This is a genomic window from Bacillus sp. DU-106, assembly GCF_004799705.1.
Taxonomy (GTDB): domain Bacteria; phylum Bacillota; class Bacilli; order Bacillales; family Bacillaceae_G; genus Bacillus_A; species Bacillus_A cereus.
Window position 1 is genome coordinate 2199684 of record NZ_CP026607.1, and the last position, 19913, is coordinate 2219596.

Genomic DNA, 19913 nt, shown 5'->3' on the forward strand with positions numbered 1-19913 from the left:
ATAAAAATATTATGTGAACTAATTATTGTGAGAAGAAGATAAATTATATGCTAAAGGGGGAATTAAAAATGTTACTAAAAACAATCTACTGTAAGGTGGAAGAAGAGAAAAAGAAATTGTTTTCAAATGCGCAAGAAAAATGGAGTGATATACGGCATCTAGATGGTTTTCATGGACAATTTGGTGGATGGTATGAAGATGAGGCATGTGTATTTACTTTATGGGAAGATAGAAGTACATATCAATCATTTATGAATGGTGCTCACGATACAATTTATTTAAATAGTAATCAAGAGGATACGTTTCTTTCGTGTGAAATTGAATTATTTCAAACGTTGTATGATATAACTGATACGCATTTGAAAGACGTTGTTACAGAAGGATCATTCGTAAGAGTTGCTATATGTGATGTAAAGGTGGAAAAGGAAAAGTATTTTTTACAGAAGCAAGAAACAATTTGGAATAAAGGAATGGAAAAAGCAAAAGGAATGTTAGGTGGAGTAGTTGGGAAGTCTTTAAAAAATGAAAATCGTTACATAGTGTTAACATATTGGAAAGATGAACAGACGCATCAAAATTATGTGGAAGAGATTTTCCCAGATTTATATAAATTAGCTAATATTCATGAAGATATAGAAGAGATAAAAGGAAAACAAGCTGTATGTAAGGAAGAATGGCTTGTATATTAAACGCTGAAAAAGTGTATAAATGAATGTATAATAAAGATATTTTCTTATAAACAAGTAATTAATAGAAGACGTTATATACCCTTTCATGTTAATATATTTAAGTTATAATAGGAGGCTTACCCTTTTGTATTGTACGGTAGAAGCAGTGTGAGCTTGAAATTTTTTTAGAAAAGGATGTGCCTAATTTGCGTATCAATAAATTTATTAGTGAAGCTGGAAAAGCGTCTCGACGTGGAGCGGATAAACTAATTAATGAGAGAAGAGTAATTATTAACGGTAAGGTTGCAAAAATTGGTGACCAAGTGAACCCAGGTGATGATGTACGAGTAAATGGAGAGCAGCTTCGAATTGCTCGAGATCACGTATATATCGCTTTAAATAAACCAGTAGGTATTACATGTACGAGTGAAAAAGCTGTAAAAGGTAATATTATCGATTTAGTGAACCATCCTTTACGAATTAGTCACATTGGACGTCTTGATAAAGACTCAGACGGTTTAATTTTGTTAACGAATGATGGTGATATTGTTAATGAAATTTTACGTGCTGAAAACAAACATGAGAAAGAATATATCGTTTCAGTAGATAAGCCAATTACACCTGATTTCTTAGAGAAAATGGCAGCGGGTGTTAAAATTTTAGGAACAAAAACGCTTCCTTGTGAGGTTACACAGTTATCAAAATATGAGTTCCAAATTATTTTAACACAAGGGCTAAATCGTCAAATTCGCCGTATGTGTGAAGCTTTAGGTTATCAAGTATACACGTTAAAACGTACGAGAATTATGAATATTGAATTGAATAATTTACCGGTTGGGCAGTGGAGAGATTTAACAAAGAAAGAGAAAAGACGTCTATTTGCAGACTTAAATTACGAACCACAAGATTGGTAAAATTGTGAAGTGAAACCAAAAAAATTTGGTTTCACTTTTTTAATTAAATAAATAATTTTTTTAAACACTTGCAAAAATAAAATGAATAAGATATATTAAATAACAATAAATGGATGTTTTACAAAAAGCACAGAAAAGGACACGAGTTATTTTACCCGGTTATACAGAGAAGGAAGGAAAGCTGAGAACTTCCTAACGCAGAAAAATAACTTACCACCTTAGAGCTGCACTAGGGAAATTAAGTATCTAGTGCCGTGTATGCGACGTTATCGCAAAAGAAGCCATTATGTTTTTTGTGATGGGAATCTGGGTGGAACCACGGATATAAGCATATTCGTCCCTATATTTAGGGATGAATATGCTTTTTTGCATTCAATTTCATAATAAGCGAAGAAAAGGACACGAGTTATTTTACCCGGTTATACAGAGAAGGAAGGAAAGCTGAGAACTTCCTAACGCAGAAAAATAACTTACCACCTTAGAGCTGCACTGGGGAAATTAAGTATCTAGTGCCGTATAAACGACGTTACCGTAAAAGAAGCCATTGCATTTTGTGATGGGAATCTGGGTGGAACCACGGGTAAAAGCACGCTCGTCCCTATGTTAGGGATGAGTGTGCTTTTTATTATGAAATGGAGAGATGAAAAATGAAAGAACAAATGATTGAAATTAAATTTCCAGATGGTAGCGTGAAAGAATTTGTAAAAGGAATTACTTTAGAAGAAATTGCGGGATCCATTAGCAGTAGTTTGAAAAAGAAAGCAGTCGCGGGGAAAGTGAATGATGGGTTATATGATTTACGCCGAAAGATTGAAGAAAATGCGGAGGTAGAAATCATTACTATAGATTCAAATGAAGGTGTAGAAATTACAAGACACTCTGCGGCACATATTTTAGCGCAAGCTGTAAAAAGAATGTATGGTGATATAAATCTTGGGGTGGGGCCTGTTATTGAAAATGGATTTTATTATGATATGGATCTTCCAAGTAGTGTAAACGTAGAAGATTTACGAAAAATCGAAAAAGAAATGAAAAAGATTATAAATGAAAATATAAAGATAGAACGAGTTGAGGTTTCTCGAGAAGAAGCAGCAAAACTGTTTCAAGAAATGAACGATCGCTTGAAATTAGAACTTTTAGAAGCAATTCCTAGTGGGGAAAGTGTAACACTATATAAACAAGGTGAATTTGTAGATTTATGTAGAGGGCCACATTTACCATCAACAGGTTATTTGAAAGCATTTCAATTAACTCACGTTTCCGGTGCATATTGGCGAGGTGATAGTAATAACCAAGTGCTTCAGCGCATATATGGTGTTGCATTCTCTTCTCAAAAAGAATTAGAAGAGTATTTACATTTCGTTGAAGAAGCAACAAAAAGAAATCATCGTAAGTTAGGCAATGAGCTTGAGTTATTTATGTTTTCTGAAGAGGCTCCGGGAATGCCGTTTTATTTACCGAAAGGACAAATGATTCGTAACGAATTGGAAGCATTTTTAAGAGAAATTCAAAAAGAGTACAATTATCAAGAAGTACGCACTCCGTTCATGATGAACCAAGAAGTATGGGAGAGATCAGGGCACTGGGGACATTATAAAGATAATATGTATTTCTCTGAAGTAGATAATAAAAGTTTTGCATTAAAACCGATGAACTGCCCAGGGCACATGCTTATGTTTAAAAATAAATTGCATTCTTATCGTGAATTACCGATTCGTATGTGTGAATTTGGTCAAGTACATCGCCATGAATTTAGTGGTGCCTTAAACGGATTATTAAGAGTACGTACTTTCTGCCAAGATGATGCACATTTATTTGTAACTCCAAAACAAATTGAAGATGAAATTAAATCAGTAATGGCGCAAATTGATTACGTATATAAAACTTTTGGATTCGAATATGAAGTAGAGCTTTCTACTCGTCCAGAAGACTCAATGGGTGATGATAAATTATGGGAGCAAGCAGAAGCAGCATTAGAAAATGTATTACAATCGCTAAATTATAAATATAGACTAAATGAAGGTGACGGTGCATTTTACGGGCCGAAAATTGATTTTCATATTAAAGATGCTTTAAATAGAAGTCACCAGTGCGGAACAATCCAGCTTGATTTCCAAATGCCAGAGAAATTTGATTTAAATTATATAGATGAAAATAATGAAAAGAAAAGACCAGTTGTTATTCACAGGGCAGTTTTAGGGTCATTAGATCGCTTCTTAGCAATATTAATTGAGCACTTTGGAGGTGCGTTCCCGGCATGGGTGGCACCAGTTCAAGTGAAAGTAATTCCAGTTTCAAATGCAGTACATGAACAATATGCCAATGAGATTGCACTTAAATTAGCACAAGCTGGAGTTCGTGTTGAACAAGATGCACGAGATGAAAAATTAGGATATAAAATAAGAGAAGCACAAATGCAAAAAGTACCGTATGTTCTTGTTATTGGAGATAAGGAAATGGAAAACGGAGCTGTAAATGTACGTAAATATGGGGAAGAGAAGTCAGAAGTTATTGCACTAGATGTATTTGTGGAAACTATTGAAGAAGAAATAAAGAATAGAAAATATTGATTGTAAAGAAAACACACTATTAGAAATTAGTGTGTTTTCTTTTTTATCTTACAAAAATGTAAGGTAAATGTAAGCGAAATCGAGGGAACGAGTTGTAGAAAAATGAGAATATGAAGTAGGAAATAGGTTCATGTTACAGGTGTAACTCTTATTGAATGAATAATTAAAAAAATCTTAAGGATTTACATGACAAAATAATAAGAAATATGTGAGAAATTAATTTTATACAAAAGGGATGGAGTGAAAGAGATGTCAACAAATGTAGTTACTGTAGAAAGTGTAGAAAAAACGTATGGAAAAAGAAATGAGAATCAGTCAAAAGCATTAAGGGGTGTATCGTTAAGTATTAAAGAAGGAGAATTTGTCGGGATTATGGGTCCTTCTGGGTCTGGAAAAACGACTTTACTTAATGTGATAAGTACACTTGACCAAGCGACAGGTGGTAGTGTGACGATAGCTGGTACAAATATTACTTCTATGAAGGGCAATGCGTTATCTGATTTTCGCTCTCAAAAATTAGGTTTCATTTTTCAAGATTTTAATCTACTAGAAAACTTATCAATTTATGAAAATATAGCTTTACCACTTTCTCTGCAAGGCGTACCATCAAGTGAGATTACTGGAAAGGTAAATGACGTTGCGAAGAAATTAGGAATTACTGAAATTTTAACAAAATATCCAACTGCTGTTTCTGGTGGACAAAAGCAAAGAACAGCGGCGGCAAGAGCTTTAGTACATAATCCAGCAATTGTATTAGCAGATGAACCGACAGGTGCGCTTGATAGTAAAAACGCAAAAAGTTTATTAGAAGCAATGCAAGATTTACATGAAAATCACAATGTAAGTATTTTGATGGTTACACATGATGCATTTAGTGCAAGTTATTGTGAGCGTATTTTATTTATTCAAGATGGTCTTCTTTATAAAGAATTAAATCGTCAAGGCACTAGAGAGAATTTCTATCAAGACATTTTAGGTGTGCTCGCTCATATGGGCTCAGCTGCTGAGTCTAAGTAGGGGGCGAAACTATGTTATTTAAATTATCACGTCATAGTATGAAAAAAATGTTAAAAGATTATATGGTTTTACTTATTGGCCTCGTTATTAGTATTAGTATTTTCTATATGTTCCAAACGATGGCGATGAATAGCGAATTTACGAAAGATAATAGCCTAATTAGTAGTATTAGACTCGTCTTTTGGGTAGGTGCAATACTATTATCTTTCATTACTGTATTTTATATTATATATGCCAACTCTTTCTTACTCACGTTAAGAAGAAAAGAACTCGGTATGTACATGATGCTTGGTGCAAAAAAGAAAAAAGTAGCACAGTTATTATTTATTGAAACATTCGGTATGGGTATTGTCAGTATTATTATCGGTATTTTAGTAGGGATGTTACTTGCAAGTGTAGCAGGAAACTTTTTAATGAATGGAATGGAAATTTCAGCAAAAGGTAGTTATGCATCTGTATACACACCAGCAATTTTAGTTACAGCTATTTTCTTCTTAATACTATTTTTCATTACTGGCTTAATGAACAGTGTCCGATTGTTACGTAAAACTGAACTAGAGTTAATTCGTGAAGATGAAACACTAGATGAAGTAAAGAAAAGTAAAACTCGCATTATTATAATGACAGTACTTGGTGTATTACTAGTAAGTATAGGGTACTATTTTATGATCAATGTAAAAATATATGCTGAATTAGGTTTTATTATAGCAACCATCGTTACAACACTTGGAACATATTTTATCTTTAGTTCATTACTCCCATTTTTTGTGATGAAAATTAAGGGGAATAAAAAACGAAATGAAACTGGTCTAAATAGTTTTACATATGCACAGCTACGCTTTCGAGTAAATAGTTTATCGAGAGTATTAGGTACTGTAGCGATGTTAATTGCATTAGGCGCAGGTGCGATGACGGCAGGTATGGCTTTCCAAAAAAATGTAGGTATTATGACAGACTTTTCTCGTGTATATGATGTTGTAATTCATGATCCGAATGATCAAGACAAAGCTGCCTTAAAAGAAATGGAAATTGTTGAAGAAAGCAAGTACAACTATAAAGTAGATGGAGAAGCGGTTTATTATTTACGTAACGACTTAACTGCGAAACCACCACTTGTTTCAGACCATTTTGATACAAAAACGTTAAAAGAGCCTGTTCGTAAACGTGTGACTGAACCTTTAACTGAACCTGTATATTCAGCTTTAGAGGCTCCTGAATTAGCAAAATTCCCTCGTATGCCAAAGGATTGGGAAGACGCAGTTGTAAGAGAGATACAAATTACGCATAATCAATTTAGCGGAAAACCAGTAAGAATTGCAGACGAAGAGCATTATAAAGGAATTCAAGGAACAGAACACACTGTAACATTAGCAAAAGTAGATGATATGAAAAAATATAAACCGTTATTGATCGAAATAGACAAGAGACAAAAAGCACAAATTGAAAAAGCAACAGGTGAAAAGGTAGACTTATTTACGAAAATGACAATTTATCAGTTTATGAACAGCTTCATGAGCGGAACAATGTTTATGGGATTTTTCCTCGGAATTGCCTTTTTAGCAATGATGGCGAGTTCCCTTATGTTCAAAATATTAACAGGTGCTTCTCGTGATGTACGCCGTTATGAAATGTTACGAAAAATTGGTGTGAGACGCAGTATGCTAACGAAAAGTATATATAAAGAAATTTCATATTTATTTATCTTCCCAGCAATCATTGGCATTTCTCACGTTTTAGTAGGGCTTAACTTATTCAGCTTTATATTAGTTGACCCGTTTGTAAAAGTGTGGGTGCCAATTGGGATATTCTTAGTCATTTATTTCATCTATTACTGGATAACTGTTCAACTTTATAAAGGTATGGTAATGCCGAAAGAAGAGGTAGCTAAATAGTTTATGAAAAGAGTCCTTGTGTTGAAAGCAAGGGCTCTTTTCTATGTGTTTTTATAAAAATGTGTATGCGAGATGTTTTCAAATCTTTCTGTAATGAATATAACTTGTTAGACGTAATTCGTTATAACGTTGGATTATCACATTCTCAAACTGTCTTATTAGAAAAGGATTTAAAAAATCCATTGCCTACTAAGGTAATTGAAATGAAGCTACCGTTTTATTGCCTTATGGGGAAATATGACTATAACACTTCATTCCATGCAGCAAAAACATATTTTGATAAGATAGAAGCAGATCAAAAACAATTTATTACTTTTGAGAAATCAGCTCATTATCCACAATTTGAAGAGAAAGAAAAATTCTATAAGTGGATGTACGATACATTCATAAAATAAAGTATATCCGAACTTTAGAGAATTGAAATAGTTAGCGAGATGTATAAAGATTTTTAGATGCATAGTATTACATAGTATTAACTGAAGCGAAATTAAATAAAAAGACTCTTGATAAAAAATAAGAGTCTTAAGTACAACCAACTATGAATGACTTTTCTTTTTATAAAGAGATACAAAAATAAAAAAGATAGCTGAAGACAAATTGTTTTCAGCTATCTTTTTTCGCTTAAAGTGGTGGTAAATCAATCTTACCTTCTTCAAATAATTCTTTTATCATATGCTTCGTATAACCAGCGGCTTGACCAAATGTGATTTTTGCTGGCATTGGTGCTTCGTTAGCATCTACAACTACATCAATAATACATGGTTTATTTTGTTTTACTGCATTTTGGAAAGCGGGAAGTAGTTCATCTAAATTCTCAACACGGTATCCAATACCTCCACACGCCTCTGCATATTTTGCAAAATCAGGGTTCGTTAAGTCTGTTTCGAATTCGATATTACCCATAACTTCTTGCTCGAATTTAATCATCGCAATTTTATTATTGTTTAATACGACGACAACGATTGGTAATTTATATTTTACAGCTGTTACGAAGTCGTTCATTGTCATTCCAAAACCACCGTCACCACAAACTGCAAATACTTGTTTATCCGGGAATGCAATTTTTCCAGCAAGAGCACCAGGTAAACCGCAACCAAGTGTTGCGAGCCAGCTAGAAATAACAAATTGCTGGTTTGTCATACGGAAGTGCCTTGCGGTCCATACTGTTACATTTCCGACATCGACTGATAGAATTGCGTCATCATGTGCTACTTGCTGCAGAGCATGCATAACGCGTTGTGGTTTAATTGGAATGGAAGAGTCTTCTTCTTGATCGTGTAATTTTTCTTCCCACTTTTTCATCATTTCTTGGTGATGTTCTAAGAAGGAATGGTCTGTGTGTTCTTCAACATTTTCAATTAACCATCGTAATGTTTTATCAGCATCACCAGCTAAACCAATATCTGTCGCATAACGTTTCCCGATTTGGGCAGGATCTGTATCGATATGAATTGTTTTTGCTTTTTCAGGTAAGAAGCCGGTGAACGGATAAGAAGTACCGACCATAATTAAAGTATCTGCATGCTTCATTGCTTCATAAGAAGGTTTCGTTCCAATTAATCCTAATCCACCAATACAAAGAGGGTGTTCATCAGAAATAATTCCTTTAGCAGGTAATGTAAGTACGATTGGAGCACCAATATGTTCTGCCAATGCAAGTAAAGATTCTCTCGCATGTTTTGTTCCTTTTCCAGCTAAAATCACAGGCTTTTTCGCTTCATTTATTGCGAGTTTCGCCGCATCTAAATCTTCTTTTTGTGGAAACAACTCAGGCAAAGTAAAAGAAGTATTTGTAATACGAGCACCATTTTTTACTTCGAATTTCGGGACATCATCTGGAATTGTAAGAACGGATACACCTTTTTTCGTATAAGCCATTCGAATTGCTTGATTCACTACGGCAGGTAGTTGCTCTGCTGACATAATACGCTGGTTATAAACCGCAACATCATCAAACATTCTTTCTAAATTTACTTCTTGGAAAAAGTCCGTTCCAAGTAAATCGGTTTCTACTTGACCTGAAATTGCTAGAACAGGGGCTTTATCGAGTTTCGCATCATATAAACCATTTAATAAATGAATAGCACCAGGTCCTGCAATTGCCATACAAACGCCAAGTTTTCCTGTTAATTTCGCATAGGCAGCCGCTGCTAATGCACCAGCTTCTTCATGGCGAACTTGAATGAATTTAATTTTATCTTGTTTTTTTCTTAAAGCTTCAATGATAGAATTGATGGAATCTCCAGGCATACCGTATATGTGTTCTACTCCCCAGTCAATTAATAAATCAACTAATGCTTCACCGGCTGTTTTCCCAAACATAAGTGTTCCTCCTTATAATAAGTAGATAACATTATGTTTTGGATAAAAAGGAAAAATATACAAATAAGAAAATTTATCTGGTTATTTGTGACCTAAGAATCAGTGTGGGAAGCACAAAAGTTTCACTTTAGCAACTTTAATGATGACCAGCGAATAAAGTGAACACTGTTATTAGTAAAAAACCACTAGTTGCCCACATTAGAAATGTAAGGAAAGAGAGCTGTTTCTTAGCTTTCCAAAGCATTTCATGAATTGTTACATAGCCAAGTGAACCGATAGCACTTCCCATAATGAGTCCTTGCAGGTGAAGAGCTTTTCCTTCCATCAAAATGCCAAAAACTGTGCCAGTACCGAGAATAAGAGAAAGTAATAAAGTTGTTAATAAAAAGGAAACATATTTATGCTTTGTAAAGAGAAAGGGGATAATTAATGCTAAGCCTTCAGGAATATGGTGAACGACGATTGCTATTAAAAAGGGAATGGCAGAGTCATTATGATTTATAAAAGCTGTACCTAACGCAAATCCACTAGGTATATTATGAATAAATATAGCGAAAGAGAGAAAAAGGAAGGTTTGCCATGCTTGTTGCTCTTTTTTATGTATCATTGGATGGTGACAATAGTTATCTAATAAGCTCATAACTAAAATACCGATAGCTATACCAAGTATAGGCCCAATCATTTCGTAGCTTGAAAATGTTTCAGGAATAATTTCAAGGGATAAAAGCCCAAGTAAAATTCCGCCACATAATGCGTATAAACGATGCATCTTTTCTTCAATGAGTTGGCGTGTTGCTACTCCAACAGCACCGCCTAATAGTAATCCACCAAATGAAAAAAACGTAACAATCATTGGAATCCATAATCGTTCCATAGTATCACACTCCGATTCTTCCACTTATTTTTAGCTTACGAAAAGGAAAGTTAGAATAGTCCAAGTAATTGTGTTTGAGTATAGAGAAAAAAGTAGAGATTCGTTATAATCTATATATTAAACTTAAGTGAGGAAATGAAAAGGGGAATTGGTTATGCAACAAATTAAAAAAATAGGAAACTCATTTTGGTATATGACACCTGTTTCTGAAACAGATAGACCTATCTTAGGAATGGTCGTTGGACAAGAAAAAACGTTAATGATTGATGCAGGGAATTCAGAAGAACATGCACAATTATTTTTAGAAATGTTAAAAGAACAAAATGTATCGAATCCTGATTTTGTAGCATTAACGCATTGGCATTGGGATCATATTTTTGGATTATCTGTATTACAGAATGCATTAACTATTTCGCACGCTGAAACGAAAAAAGAAATTCAGGCAATAGTATCTTATGAATGGACAGATGAAGCGTTGGACGCACGCGTAAAAGAGGGTACTGAAATTGCATTTTGTGTGGATTGTATCAAGAAAGAGTTTGAAGAAAAAGCGAGAAATATTAACATTATTCCTCCAACCTTATCGTTCCAGGATCAAATGGAATTAGACCTTGGTGAAGTGACATGCGTGTTAAAACATGTGGGCGGAGATCATGCACATGATTCTGTTGTTATGTACATAAAAGAAGAAAAGATATTGTTTGTAGGAGACTGTATATATGCAGATATTTTTTCTTCGAAGTGGAACTATACGACGAAAAGAACGTTTAAATTGATAGATGAATTAGAGAAATTTGATGCTGAGACATATATTCTTTCTCATGGGGAAGCGATAAATCGAGAGGAGTTTTTACAAGAGATTCGCATGTTAAAAGCAGTAGGAACTTATACAGAAGCTCATAAGGGCGATGAAGAGAAGATAAAGGCAGCGTATAAACAAGAGCTAGATAGAGAATTAAATGCAGATGAGTTAGAAACAATAACGTATTTTGTCAATGGTTATGAAATGAATAATCTGTAAGACACTACATTAATCAAATATAATTAAATTGCACAAAAAGAGTATTGAAATTTAATTCAATACTCTTTTAAATATTAAGTTCCAAGCAATTTCTAAATTTTTTGGCTGGTTCATCATCTGGATTTATACCACTTTCAAAACTGGTAGTGAAAGGTAACCACTGCCAATCTTCGCATCCTACAAAAGCTACCCTTGACCAATTCTCAATGAATTCAATGAAATTATTCGCAATCTTATACCCATGTCCTTCTCCATCGTCGTGGCTTAGGTAAATTATCGGAGCATCTATATCATCTTTCATATCAAATGCTAAATAATCTCCATTTCCCACTTCACAAAATGCTAATTTGTTGTGCCAAACTACATCATATTCATCATCTATATTTGAAAAAACCTCGTCAACCAAGCCTTTACGTTCTTTTTCGAATTCAGAAAGACTTTCTAAACTCCAGTGAGGTGTTCCGCAAAAAATATCAGTAAATTCATTTGGTAGCTCTACATCGTCAGGTAAAAACCAGCGTAAGCTAAAATTTCCTGAGAACTCTAAAAGTACTTTTTTGAAGCTATTTGGTAGTTTAATACCCAGTTTTTCTTCTACTTGGATTATTTGTTCAAGGGAAGATGGTTCATCTATACAAACTTCTTGAACTTCACCACCTATGTATTTAATTCTAGAAGTTATAATTTCTATTCGTTCTTTTAGTAACTCATAATCCATCTTATCACCTCATGTTATATTAATTAAAGTATATCATTCTTAATAAATTTTTTCGTGTTATTAAGGTTTTTAGTAGAAGCTTTCTTTGCTAATTCAGTAATATATTCAAAGAAAACATCATGTTTTACATCATAAACGACATTTACAGGTCGTCCATCAGTAGTTTCTTCTGTACGTCCTTGGCTTGGTCCGTATGTATGAACGATACTATTAATCGTTTCAGTTTTTGCAAGGCTAGTGTTTCCGACAAAAGCGGTAGTTAGTACATCCCATAAATAGTAAGTAGAGTTCGTTGAGAAGTGAACGAGAGGAGGGACCATTGCATAGCATTGACCAAGGAAATCCATACCAATATACTTTCGCTCTTTTGCCCACTGTTCACGTATGTTTATAGTTAACGGAACTTGGTTTGTACTTTCTAGTGTCACTAAGTCGATTTTAATTTTTGCATCCCATACACGAGCCACTGCTTCAGGGTCCCAAAACGAATTCCACTCAGCTGTTCCATCATGCTCTGGTTCATGTACATTGCCAGCTTTAAGAAATGTACCACCCATCCAAACGAGGCGTTCAATTTTATCTTCGATTATGGGAGCTTCATATAATGCACGAGCAAGGTCAGTTAGGGGCCCAGTAAATAATAAAGTTGTTTTTCCTTCCGTTTGTAGAAGCGTTTCTATTAAATGATGATGCGCAGGTTTTGCCACCACGGGTGTTACAACTTTTCCAGACTCATTTAAAATTGGTAGAGCATCTACATAAAATGCATGCATCCGCCAGTCTTTCGGAAACGGGTTTTGCCCGCGAGAGTTTGAAGCGGCTACGGCAATATTACCTTTGCCGAAGCGATCGATAATTTTACGACTGGCAGACATTGCGGGTTCTAAATAGCAGTCTGCTGGGATAACAGATACACCGGTAAGTTCAACGTTTTCCATTTGAAGTAATAAAAATAATGAAATTAAATCATCTACGCCGCCATCATGATTGAAGTACACTTTTTTCTTCATTGTAATCTCCATCCTATATGATTTAGTTAGAAATTAAATATGAATTGAGGAGAAGTCATCAATAATTTCCACCACTTCAATTTCTCCATTAATCAGTAGCTCAGGAAGTTCATTTCTAATATTTCCTTTCCAATACTTTCTAGCTTGTTCGATTTTTTGAGAAAAAGGAATACCATCTTCTTTTGGTAAAAGATTCCCGTCACCTTCAAAAGAACTTCCGATTACTCGTAGTTTAACAATCTGTAAAACTTCTCGATTGTAAGAATCAAATAATGCTTTCCATTTTAAAGCATCTTCATAGCTTTTTGCAGCGTATAAACAAGATAACCTGGAAGGATATTCAGGGAATTCTTGTAGTCTAACCATTTCTACAATGGTTTCTCTAGCTGCTCTAATTGTTTGATTCATATAACTCATGACTACTTTAGCATTTTCATTATTTATATGTAATTCGTTATTTTTATAGTGTTTATTTAAAATTTGTATGCCATCTTCACCACTAGCATTTAATTGTTCTCTTTCAAAAAAGAAGTGATATAGAGTATTGTGTTGATTTTTGTTAAAAGGAATCATTTGTCCGATATGCATTTTTTTCCTTGTTACGATGTGATATGCGTAAAATTCTGTTTCATTCATAGTTATCCTCCTAGTAATAATGTAATGCAATGTTAAATTTAATAATTCAACATTGAAATATATAAAACCTTTATAAGTAAAAGTGAGAATTTGAGTTGAAAGTAAAGAAAATACATGAAAACGTTTTAAATTTGTTCACAAAATGTTCACTTACGAAGGGGGTTCCAATGTCGATATAATGACAAAGACTCAAAGAGAGAGGATGATGAAATTTGCCAACAACAAGAAAAGAAAACCTCCAATTTGGCATGATGATGTGCCTTGGAATGGTTATCGTAATGACGTTTTACAATTTACTAATGAATGAAACAGGAGGAACAATTTATATTAAAGAGATTGCATTAGAACTATTAATTGGCTTTATTATTGCGCTATTAATTGAAATAAGTATAGTTGGACCTTGTGCGAAAAAAATTGTATTCATGTTGCCATTTGATAAATCTAAGAAAATAAATATTATCGTTGCAATGTCGACAACTATGGTAATCGGAATGGTGTTCTTTATGTCATTTTTCGGTATGGCTATGATGCATTTACATGGTGGACTACACGGAGATTCATTTGTTTCAATTTATTTTTCGATTTTTATTAAAAATTTCATAATGGCATATCCATTACAATTAATTATTATGGGACCGCTTGTACGTTTCTTATTTGCAAAGTTTGTTATGAAAAAGAAATCTTTTAATGTAGCGTAATTTTCATTTATAAAACCTTATATATAAATAAAAAACACATCTCGCATTTTTGAGGTGTGTTTTTTTTATTCCAAGTTATTTTCATAGTGATGTGACATTTGTCCTTTTGCCATTATAGGATGATGGTTTTTAATTAAGTCAGAAATAAAGGATGAGGAGATGATTTTTTGAAAGGTATTCTATTTGCTGTTTTTGCGGGGATATTTATAACACTTCAAGGAACCTTTAATGCGAAACTTAGTTCACATATCGGTATATGGTCGACGAGTATTATAACCCATTTAATTGGATTCATTATTGCAACAACTGTATTTTTGTTAAAGAAAGAAGAGAAAGTAACGGATTTAAAGAGTGTAAAAAAAATATATTTAGTAGCGGGTGCATTTGGTGGATTCATTATTTGCGCAGAAACTATGGCGATATATTCACTAGGAGTTACATTGACAGCTGGCACACTAATGGTTGCTCAATTGTTAACGGCAACAGTTATTGAAATGAAAGGACTGTTTCATATAAAAAAGATACAGATGGAGAGATATCATATTGTGGGAACAATAGTAATGATTATAGGTATTGTTGTATTTAATATGTAAATGAAAGGAGGAAATGAATATGGAGAATAGATCAAGTTTAATTACGCATTATTTGAAAATCAATAAAACGCTCGAGGTTTTTTCAGAAATAGATACAGCATATTTTCAATTAAATCACTTTGAAAAAGGCGAGCTTATTTGCAATATAGATGACGAAATGGATCGTTTATATTTTGTTGTTAAAGGGAAAGTAAAAGTTTATACGATTACACCTGAAGGGAAGAAACTAATTCTTCGCTTTATCAATCCATTGGCCATTGTTGGTGATATTGAACTAATTCAAAATAGCAAAGCACATAATGTCGTTGAAGCTTGTTCAGATGTTGTAGCAATTTCTATTTCTAATACGGTTATTAGAAACAAGTTATTACATGATCCTATATTTATGAAGTTCTTGCTTGAAAACATTGCGAACACGTTAAAAATATCGACTCGTTTTACTGCTCTTAATTTACTGTATCCTGTAGAAGTACGTGTAGCTAGTTATTTACTTTCAATTTCAACAGATAGTAACGGGAATATGTATAAAGGGGATTTGGATGCAACTTCGGTAACGAGTATTGCAGATTTTATAGGGGTAAGTTATAGGCACGTAATACGGGTATTACAAAAATTTTATAATGAAAAATTAATTGAAAAGAGTAATGGAGTTATTGTAATTAAAGATTTTTCTAGAATGAAGGAAGTCGCTAAAGATAATATATATGAGCAATGAAAGGGAGAGGAAGATTTTGATTGGATTTAGTTTAGCTATATTAGCAGGAATATTAATTAGCGTACAATCTGTTTTTAATGCAAAAGTAAATGAAAATGTAGGACAGTGGTTAACAACTACATGTGTCCTTGGAATAGGTCTCATTAGTTCTATTCTATTTTATATCATTACAGAAAACAGTATTAACATTAAAGTGTATACTACAAATTATTTGTTTTATGTAAGTGGGTTGTTTGGTATCGGGTTAATTATTTGTATAATGGGTGCAATAAAGAGTTTAGGCCCAGCATATACGGTGCTAATTAGTCTTATTACTCAATTGATCGTTGCGTTATGCATTGATACATTTGGATTATTTGGAATGGAGAGCATTCCATTACAAATAAATAAATTAATTGGTATAGGTTTATTAATTGTGGGAGTAGGAATTTTTAAAAATCTATTTTTGAATAAGAAAGCTATTCATATAAATGAGGATAGTGTCTAAAGAATATAAAGGGAAAAAGTGTAAATAGTCAGAACTTATACATTTAGATAGTAATAAGTGAGCGATGAGGAGAGAGGATAAATGAATCAGTTAATGTTGCAAGATGGTATACACTATTTGAAAATCAATGGGATTATGCATTGGTGTAAAGTTGCAGGGACAGCTCATAATACAGTTCCTCTTATTATAGTACATGGTGGTCCAGGTGGTAATCATTATGTATTCGAAAGAACGCTTGGTTTGAAGTTAGAAGGAAAAATGACTGTAGTTTATTACGAACAAAGAGGTTGCGGACGAAGTGAGGCACCACAAGATGACGGTGAGTACTCAATCAATACTCTAGTCGAAGATTTAGAGGAATTAAGAAAGCAATTACATGTAGAGAAGATAAATTTGTTAGGATATTCTTTTGGTGGACAACTTTGTTTAGAGTATGCTTTGAAATATCCAAAAAATGTTGAACAAATGGTATTACAAGCACCATCGTTAGATGATTTTAATGATATGTATACTGTGCAGATAGAAGGTTTTCTACAAGTAACGAAAGGGGAAATGAAAGAACAAATATTGATAATAAGTAAGTCAGAAATTCCTTTAAAAGAAAGGTATAATCAAGTTTGGAGTATAGTTGATACAAAAGCTGTAGATCGACTATTGTTTAAAAATGAAGAATTTGCAAAGCTAAATAGAAGGTTTTGGGAGGAAAGTCAGTTAAGTAATACAGGGAAGATGAGCAAAGTTATTTTTGGAACAAAAGCATCTTTACCGCTTATTGAGCGTATTAAAGGTTTAGAAATTGATACGTGTGTCATAGTTGGAGCGCATGACTATAACACGGGTGTAGGAATGAGTTATAGAATAACGAGACAATTGAAAAATGGTAAACTTGTTATATTTGAAAATAGTGGACATTTCCCAGATATCGAGGAGATGGATAAAGTCTGTGAAACGATTATTGAGTTTTTGGAACAATAGGGAGGATCGATAGTATTTCGGAAAATCCTCACGCTAAGAGCATACGAAATTTTATACAGTTTTTCGGTTAATCCAATAACAAACGAGATCCATAAAATGGAAGCAGAATAGAAATTTATAAAAAATGCATAGATCTCTAGAATAAAAAGAAGGAATTCTTATGAGAGTAAGGGTTCTTCCTTGTCCTTGCTACCAATAATGAGACGTTATGTTAACCAGTCATGAATAAGTATTCATCCCTATTTTCATTGTTTATAAGTGTAATTGCTAATGGTACAATCAAGATGATATAGGAATATCGTCCTGATTGTGTTTTATGGAAAAGCATTTCTAATAATCAGTACTGCAATGGGACAAAATAACTTTCTATGAATTTATATTGAATATAAATTCATATTGGAGCTGAAACATATGGATTATATAAGTTATTTAAGAAATATGGTTGGACATGAAAAAGTAATTATGGTGGTCGCAGGTTGTTTTGTGTTGAACAAAAAGAATGAAGTACTTCTGCAATTACGATCTGATAATGGGAAGTGGGGACACCCTGGCGGTTTTATGGAATTTGGCGAGACAGTTGAAGATACAGCAAGAAGAGAAGTGTTTGAAGAAACTGGTTTAAAATTAGGAAAACTTGAATTTTTTAATGTGTATTCTGGAAAAAAATACGAAAAAACGCTATCTAACGGTGATCAAGTTGCCTTAGTGAAATTGACTTATATTTGTAAAGATTTTCATGGAACATTACATACTGATAATGAAGAAAGCTTGCAACTAAAATTTTTCTCCCTAGATAACTTGCCTGAACTATGGCAAAATCAACAAGAAGTTTTGGACGATTTATTAAAGTTTATGAAAATAAAAAACTAATTACCCATCTTTTTTTGATATTATTTTACTGCCTATAACGATAATTAGGTAAATAAGCTTTCCTTATGGGCAGCTTATTGTAATTTTTTATTTGGGTTGTTTTTCTTCAAAAATGCATTGGATTTTCATAGAAAATTGTGGTGTGATGAAAATTTTAGCTAGATGGTTATGGACCGGTACCCCATAATAAAAAACAGGAATATTTCGTACATATCAAATATGTTCCTGCCTGTGGTTTTATTAAGATTAACATCTATGACTTAAAAATAAATTTATTGATTTTGAAGTTATGTTTTAAGAAGTGGTTTTAGGCAACGAGAATATAACCGAAAATAAAATATTACTAAACGTATATAACTAATGAATACAATGTCTTTTTCGGTTATTATGTTGTAAATAATTTTATGATAAAATCTTTTACATAATGAAATAAAGGGGTAGTATTCTATGGGTTATTTCTCAAATGGTTTATTAGTTTTGTTTGTGCTAATCGTATGCAGTTGTATATTTTTTGGTTAATAATATAATGAGAGTCTTATATAAAAGAAGTTATCTTAAGTGAGGTAACTTCTTTTTATTTTATATTGAGAAGGAATTCTATCTTTCTTATTGAAGTTTGTTCTAGTTATTTTTACATCGATCAGATTTGTGTAAAGGGAATTTTATGAAATATAAACAAGCCAGAGAATAGGGAGTATTTACATGGAAAATAGTATACGCTACACAAGTGAACATCCTACAGATTTTAATGGATTATTATCCTTATACGAATCTTTAGGATGGAATTCTCTTAAATTAACGGTTAACGAGTTAGAACGAATGTGTAAGCAAAGTTGGTATGCAATTTATGTTTTTGATGATAAGAGGTTAGTAGGGATGGGGCGAGTCATATCAGATGGAGTCATAACAGGCATTATTTGTGGAGTTGGTGTATTGCCAAAATATCAGTCTAGTGGCATCGGAAAAGAAATAGTGAAACGATTAATCCAACACTGTGAACAAAACAAGGTTATTCCACAACTTATGTGTGTAGAAAAATTGCAATCTTACTATGAATCTATAGGGTTTGAAGCATTCTCTATTGGGATGACAAAACATATTATAAGATAGAGGTGCTTTATCCCGCTATTTGCCGAGTAGTAAAAGCCCCATGGATTAAAGTTTCACTTTATATTTTCAGTTTACTCGTACATATTTTCAAACTTCAACATAAAGGAGAATGGCTGTATGGAGATTGCTAAAGGGATAGAAATGTTACAACTTGAATTTCAAGAATTTGTTATTCATCCAATTCTTTTATGGGATGATGAAATGGCAGTATTAATAGATACGGGTTTCCCAGGACAAATTGAAGATATACAAGTAGAGATGGAAAAGGTTGGGGTATCATTTGATAAGTTAAAAGTCGTGATTTTGACGCATCAGGATATTGATCATATAGGTAGTCTTCCGGAGTTGTTGCAGCGCTGTCGAAGTAATATTAAAGTTTATGCGCACGAACTAGATAAGCCATATATCGAGGGGGATTTACCTTTATTGAAGGACGGAAATGTAGAGAACCGACCAAAAGGAAAAGTGAGTGATACTATGATTGACGGGCAAGAACTTCCGTATTGCGGTGGAATACTAATTCTTCATACTCCAGGGCATACCCCGGGTCATATTAGTTTATATTTGAAACAAAGTAAAATTCTTGTTGCAGGAGACTCTATGTATAGTGTGAATGGGATGTTAGGAGGAATTCACGCCCCAACAACTATAAATATTAAGGAAGCACAGCAGTCTTTGAAGAAGTATTTAAATCTAGATATTGAATCTGTAGTTTGTTACCATGGGGGATTAAGTAAGGGGAATATAAAGATTCAACTTCAAAATTTATAAAAGTCGAAGATAATAATTTTTAGATAATGGATGCTAAATTATAAAAAAACAT

The 19913-nt window shown here is 33.2% G+C and carries 19 protein-coding genes, 1 pseudogene and 2 other annotated features; of the genes and pseudogenes, 15 read left to right on the plus strand and 5 right to left on the minus strand.

Going from position 1 to position 19913, the window contains the following annotated elements; genetic code table 11:
• The first annotated feature begins 68 nt into the window (after positions 1-68).
• The 6 genes and pseudogenes from C3Y97_RS11330 to C3Y97_RS11355 all read left to right on the plus strand — a co-directional run.
• Positions 69-689: a YdbC family protein gene (locus C3Y97_RS11330; RefSeq protein ID WP_025687526.1), complete on the plus strand. Its 621-nt coding sequence runs from the start codon at positions 69-71 to the stop codon at positions 687-689.
• A 185-nt stretch (positions 690-874) separates the two neighbouring features.
• Positions 875-1582, plus strand: coding sequence for a 23S rRNA pseudouridine(2604) synthase RluF (rluF, locus tag C3Y97_RS11335; RefSeq protein WP_001222162.1), 708 nt, complete (start codon positions 875-877; stop codon positions 1580-1582).
• Between the two features lie 121 nt (positions 1583-1703).
• Positions 1704-1927: a binding site (T-box leader), on the plus strand.
• 36 nt (positions 1928-1963) lie between these two features.
• Positions 1964-2185: a binding site (T-box leader), on the plus strand.
• 44 nt (positions 2186-2229) lie between these two features.
• Complete coding sequence (gene thrS, locus C3Y97_RS11340) at positions 2230-4152, plus strand: threonine--tRNA ligase (RefSeq protein WP_136363376.1); 1923 nt, start codon at positions 2230-2232, stop codon at positions 4150-4152.
• A gap of 249 nt (positions 4153-4401) precedes the next feature.
• Positions 4402-5169, plus strand: a complete 768-nt coding sequence (locus C3Y97_RS11345; protein ID WP_000106426.1) for an ABC transporter ATP-binding protein — start codon at positions 4402-4404, stop codon at positions 5167-5169.
• Between the two features lie 11 nt (positions 5170-5180).
• Positions 5181-7061: an FtsX-like permease family protein gene (locus C3Y97_RS11350; protein WP_063245809.1), complete on the plus strand. Its 1881-nt coding sequence runs from the start codon at positions 5181-5183 to the stop codon at positions 7059-7061.
• Between the two features lie 92 nt (positions 7062-7153).
• Positions 7154-7456, plus strand: a pseudogene (locus tag C3Y97_RS11355) (hypothetical protein); the annotation flags it as partial.
• 226 nt (positions 7457-7682) lie between these two features.
• Here the strand turns inward: C3Y97_RS11355 and C3Y97_RS11360 are convergent.
• Together C3Y97_RS11360 and C3Y97_RS11365 are read right to left on the minus strand one after the other, a co-directional pair.
• Positions 7683-9383 carry a pyruvate oxidase gene (locus C3Y97_RS11360; protein WP_100655275.1) on the minus strand — a complete coding sequence of 567 codons (1701 nt, stop codon included), beginning with the start codon at positions 9381-9383 and terminating at the stop codon, positions 7683-7685.
• Between the two features lie 136 nt (positions 9384-9519).
• Positions 9520-10257, minus strand: coding sequence for a ZIP family metal transporter (locus tag C3Y97_RS11365; protein WP_059303871.1), 738 nt, complete (start codon positions 10255-10257; stop codon positions 9520-9522).
• A 154-nt stretch (positions 10258-10411) separates the two neighbouring features.
• Here C3Y97_RS11365 and C3Y97_RS11370 point away from each other — a divergent pair, with 154 nt between their 5' ends.
• A complete protein-coding gene (locus C3Y97_RS11370; protein ID WP_098664479.1) occupies positions 10412-11278 on the plus strand; it encodes an MBL fold metallo-hydrolase in 867 nt (288 codons plus the stop codon).
• Between the two features lie 67 nt (positions 11279-11345).
• Here C3Y97_RS11370 and C3Y97_RS11375 read toward each other — a convergent pair whose 3' ends face one another.
• The 3 genes from C3Y97_RS11375 to C3Y97_RS11385 are packed head-to-tail and all read right to left on the minus strand — an operon-like array spanning position 11346 to position 13642.
• Positions 11346-11996 carry an SMI1/KNR4 family protein gene (locus tag C3Y97_RS11375; protein WP_000384351.1) on the minus strand — a complete coding sequence of 217 codons (651 nt, stop codon included), beginning with the start codon at positions 11994-11996 and terminating at the stop codon, positions 11346-11348.
• Positions 11997-12019: 23 nt separating this feature from the next.
• On the minus strand, positions 12020-13018 hold the full coding sequence (locus tag C3Y97_RS11380) for a nucleoside hydrolase (protein WP_100635413.1): 999 nt from the start codon (positions 13016-13018) through the stop codon (positions 12020-12022).
• A gap of 21 nt (positions 13019-13039) precedes the next feature.
• The gene (locus tag C3Y97_RS11385; protein ID WP_086402013.1) at positions 13040-13642 is read right to left on the minus strand and encodes a DUF2441 domain-containing protein; all 603 of its coding nucleotides are present in this window, start codon (positions 13640-13642) and stop codon (positions 13040-13042) included.
• Positions 13643-13854: 212 nt separating this feature from the next.
• Here C3Y97_RS11385 and C3Y97_RS11390 point away from each other — a divergent pair, with 212 nt between their 5' ends.
• The 8 genes from C3Y97_RS11390 to C3Y97_RS11425 all read left to right on the plus strand — a co-directional run bounded on the left by C3Y97_RS11390 (position 13855) and on the right by C3Y97_RS11425 (position 19861).
• Positions 13855-14340 (plus strand): DUF2798 domain-containing protein, encoded by a 486-nt coding sequence (locus C3Y97_RS11390; RefSeq protein WP_001143407.1) that lies wholly within the window; start codon positions 13855-13857, stop codon positions 14338-14340.
• A 167-nt stretch (positions 14341-14507) separates the two neighbouring features.
• Entirely contained in the window at positions 14508-14933 is a 426-nt protein-coding gene (locus C3Y97_RS11395; protein ID WP_000676258.1) for a DMT family transporter, read from the plus strand.
• Positions 14934-14952: 19 nt separating this feature from the next.
• Positions 14953-15648 (plus strand): Crp/Fnr family transcriptional regulator, encoded by a 696-nt coding sequence (locus C3Y97_RS11400; protein ID WP_000431608.1) that lies wholly within the window; start codon positions 14953-14955, stop codon positions 15646-15648.
• Between the two features lie 16 nt (positions 15649-15664).
• The gene (locus C3Y97_RS11405) at positions 15665-16135 is read left to right on the plus strand and encodes a DMT family transporter (RefSeq protein ID WP_000579023.1); all 471 of its coding nucleotides are present in this window, start codon (positions 15665-15667) and stop codon (positions 16133-16135) included.
• Between the two features lie 81 nt (positions 16136-16216).
• Positions 16217-17110: an alpha/beta fold hydrolase gene (locus C3Y97_RS11410; RefSeq protein WP_001072679.1), complete on the plus strand. Its 894-nt coding sequence runs from the start codon at positions 16217-16219 to the stop codon at positions 17108-17110.
• Positions 17111-17521: 411 nt separating this feature from the next.
• Complete coding sequence (locus C3Y97_RS11415) at positions 17522-17980, plus strand: NUDIX hydrolase (protein WP_000384572.1); 459 nt, start codon at positions 17522-17524, stop codon at positions 17978-17980.
• Between the two features lie 702 nt (positions 17981-18682).
• Positions 18683-19090 (plus strand): GNAT family N-acetyltransferase, encoded by a 408-nt coding sequence (locus C3Y97_RS11420; protein WP_000431735.1) that lies wholly within the window; start codon positions 18683-18685, stop codon positions 19088-19090.
• 117 nt (positions 19091-19207) lie between these two features.
• Positions 19208-19861: an MBL fold metallo-hydrolase gene (locus C3Y97_RS11425; protein ID WP_000401476.1), complete on the plus strand. Its 654-nt coding sequence runs from the start codon at positions 19208-19210 to the stop codon at positions 19859-19861.
• Positions 19862-19913: the final 52 nt, after the last annotated feature.

What these genes read in the sequence shown, in the direction of transcription:
- C3Y97_RS11400 (WP_000431608.1), top strand. Translation starts at nt 14,953, where the DNA reads ATGGAGAATAGATCAAGTTTAATTACGCATTATTTGAAAATCAATAAA.
- thrS (WP_136363376.1), top strand. Translation starts at nt 2,230, where the DNA reads ATGAAAGAACAAATGATTGAAATTAAATTTCCAGATGGTAGCGTGAAA.
- C3Y97_RS11330 (WP_025687526.1), top strand. Translation starts at nt 69, where the DNA reads ATGTTACTAAAAACAATCTACTGTAAGGTGGAAGAAGAGAAAAAGAAA.
- C3Y97_RS11370 (WP_098664479.1), top strand. Translation starts at nt 10,412, where the DNA reads ATGCAACAAATTAAAAAAATAGGAAACTCATTTTGGTATATGACACCT.
- C3Y97_RS11365 (WP_059303871.1), bottom strand. Translation starts at nt 10,257, where the DNA reads ATGGAACGATTATGGATTCCAATGATTGTTACGTTTTTTTCATTTGGT.
- C3Y97_RS11345 (WP_000106426.1), top strand. Translation starts at nt 4,402, where the DNA reads ATGTCAACAAATGTAGTTACTGTAGAAAGTGTAGAAAAAACGTATGGA.
- C3Y97_RS11360 (WP_100655275.1), bottom strand. Translation starts at nt 9,383, where the DNA reads ATGTTTGGGAAAACAGCCGGTGAAGCATTAGTTGATTTATTAATTGAC.
- C3Y97_RS11375 (WP_000384351.1), bottom strand. Translation starts at nt 11,996, where the DNA reads ATGGATTATGAGTTACTAAAAGAACGAATAGAAATTATAACTTCTAGA.
- C3Y97_RS11380 (WP_100635413.1), bottom strand. Translation starts at nt 13,018, where the DNA reads ATGGAGATTACAATGAAGAAAAAAGTGTACTTCAATCATGATGGCGGC.
- C3Y97_RS11425 (WP_000401476.1), top strand. Translation starts at nt 19,208, where the DNA reads ATGGAGATTGCTAAAGGGATAGAAATGTTACAACTTGAATTTCAAGAA.
- C3Y97_RS11420 (WP_000431735.1), top strand. Translation starts at nt 18,683, where the DNA reads ATGGAAAATAGTATACGCTACACAAGTGAACATCCTACAGATTTTAAT.
- C3Y97_RS11350 (WP_063245809.1), top strand. Translation starts at nt 5,181, where the DNA reads ATGTTATTTAAATTATCACGTCATAGTATGAAAAAAATGTTAAAAGAT.
- C3Y97_RS11410 (WP_001072679.1), top strand. Translation starts at nt 16,217, where the DNA reads ATGAATCAGTTAATGTTGCAAGATGGTATACACTATTTGAAAATCAAT.
- C3Y97_RS11415 (WP_000384572.1), top strand. Translation starts at nt 17,522, where the DNA reads ATGGATTATATAAGTTATTTAAGAAATATGGTTGGACATGAAAAAGTA.
- C3Y97_RS11385 (WP_086402013.1), bottom strand. Translation starts at nt 13,642, where the DNA reads ATGAATGAAACAGAATTTTACGCATATCACATCGTAACAAGGAAAAAA.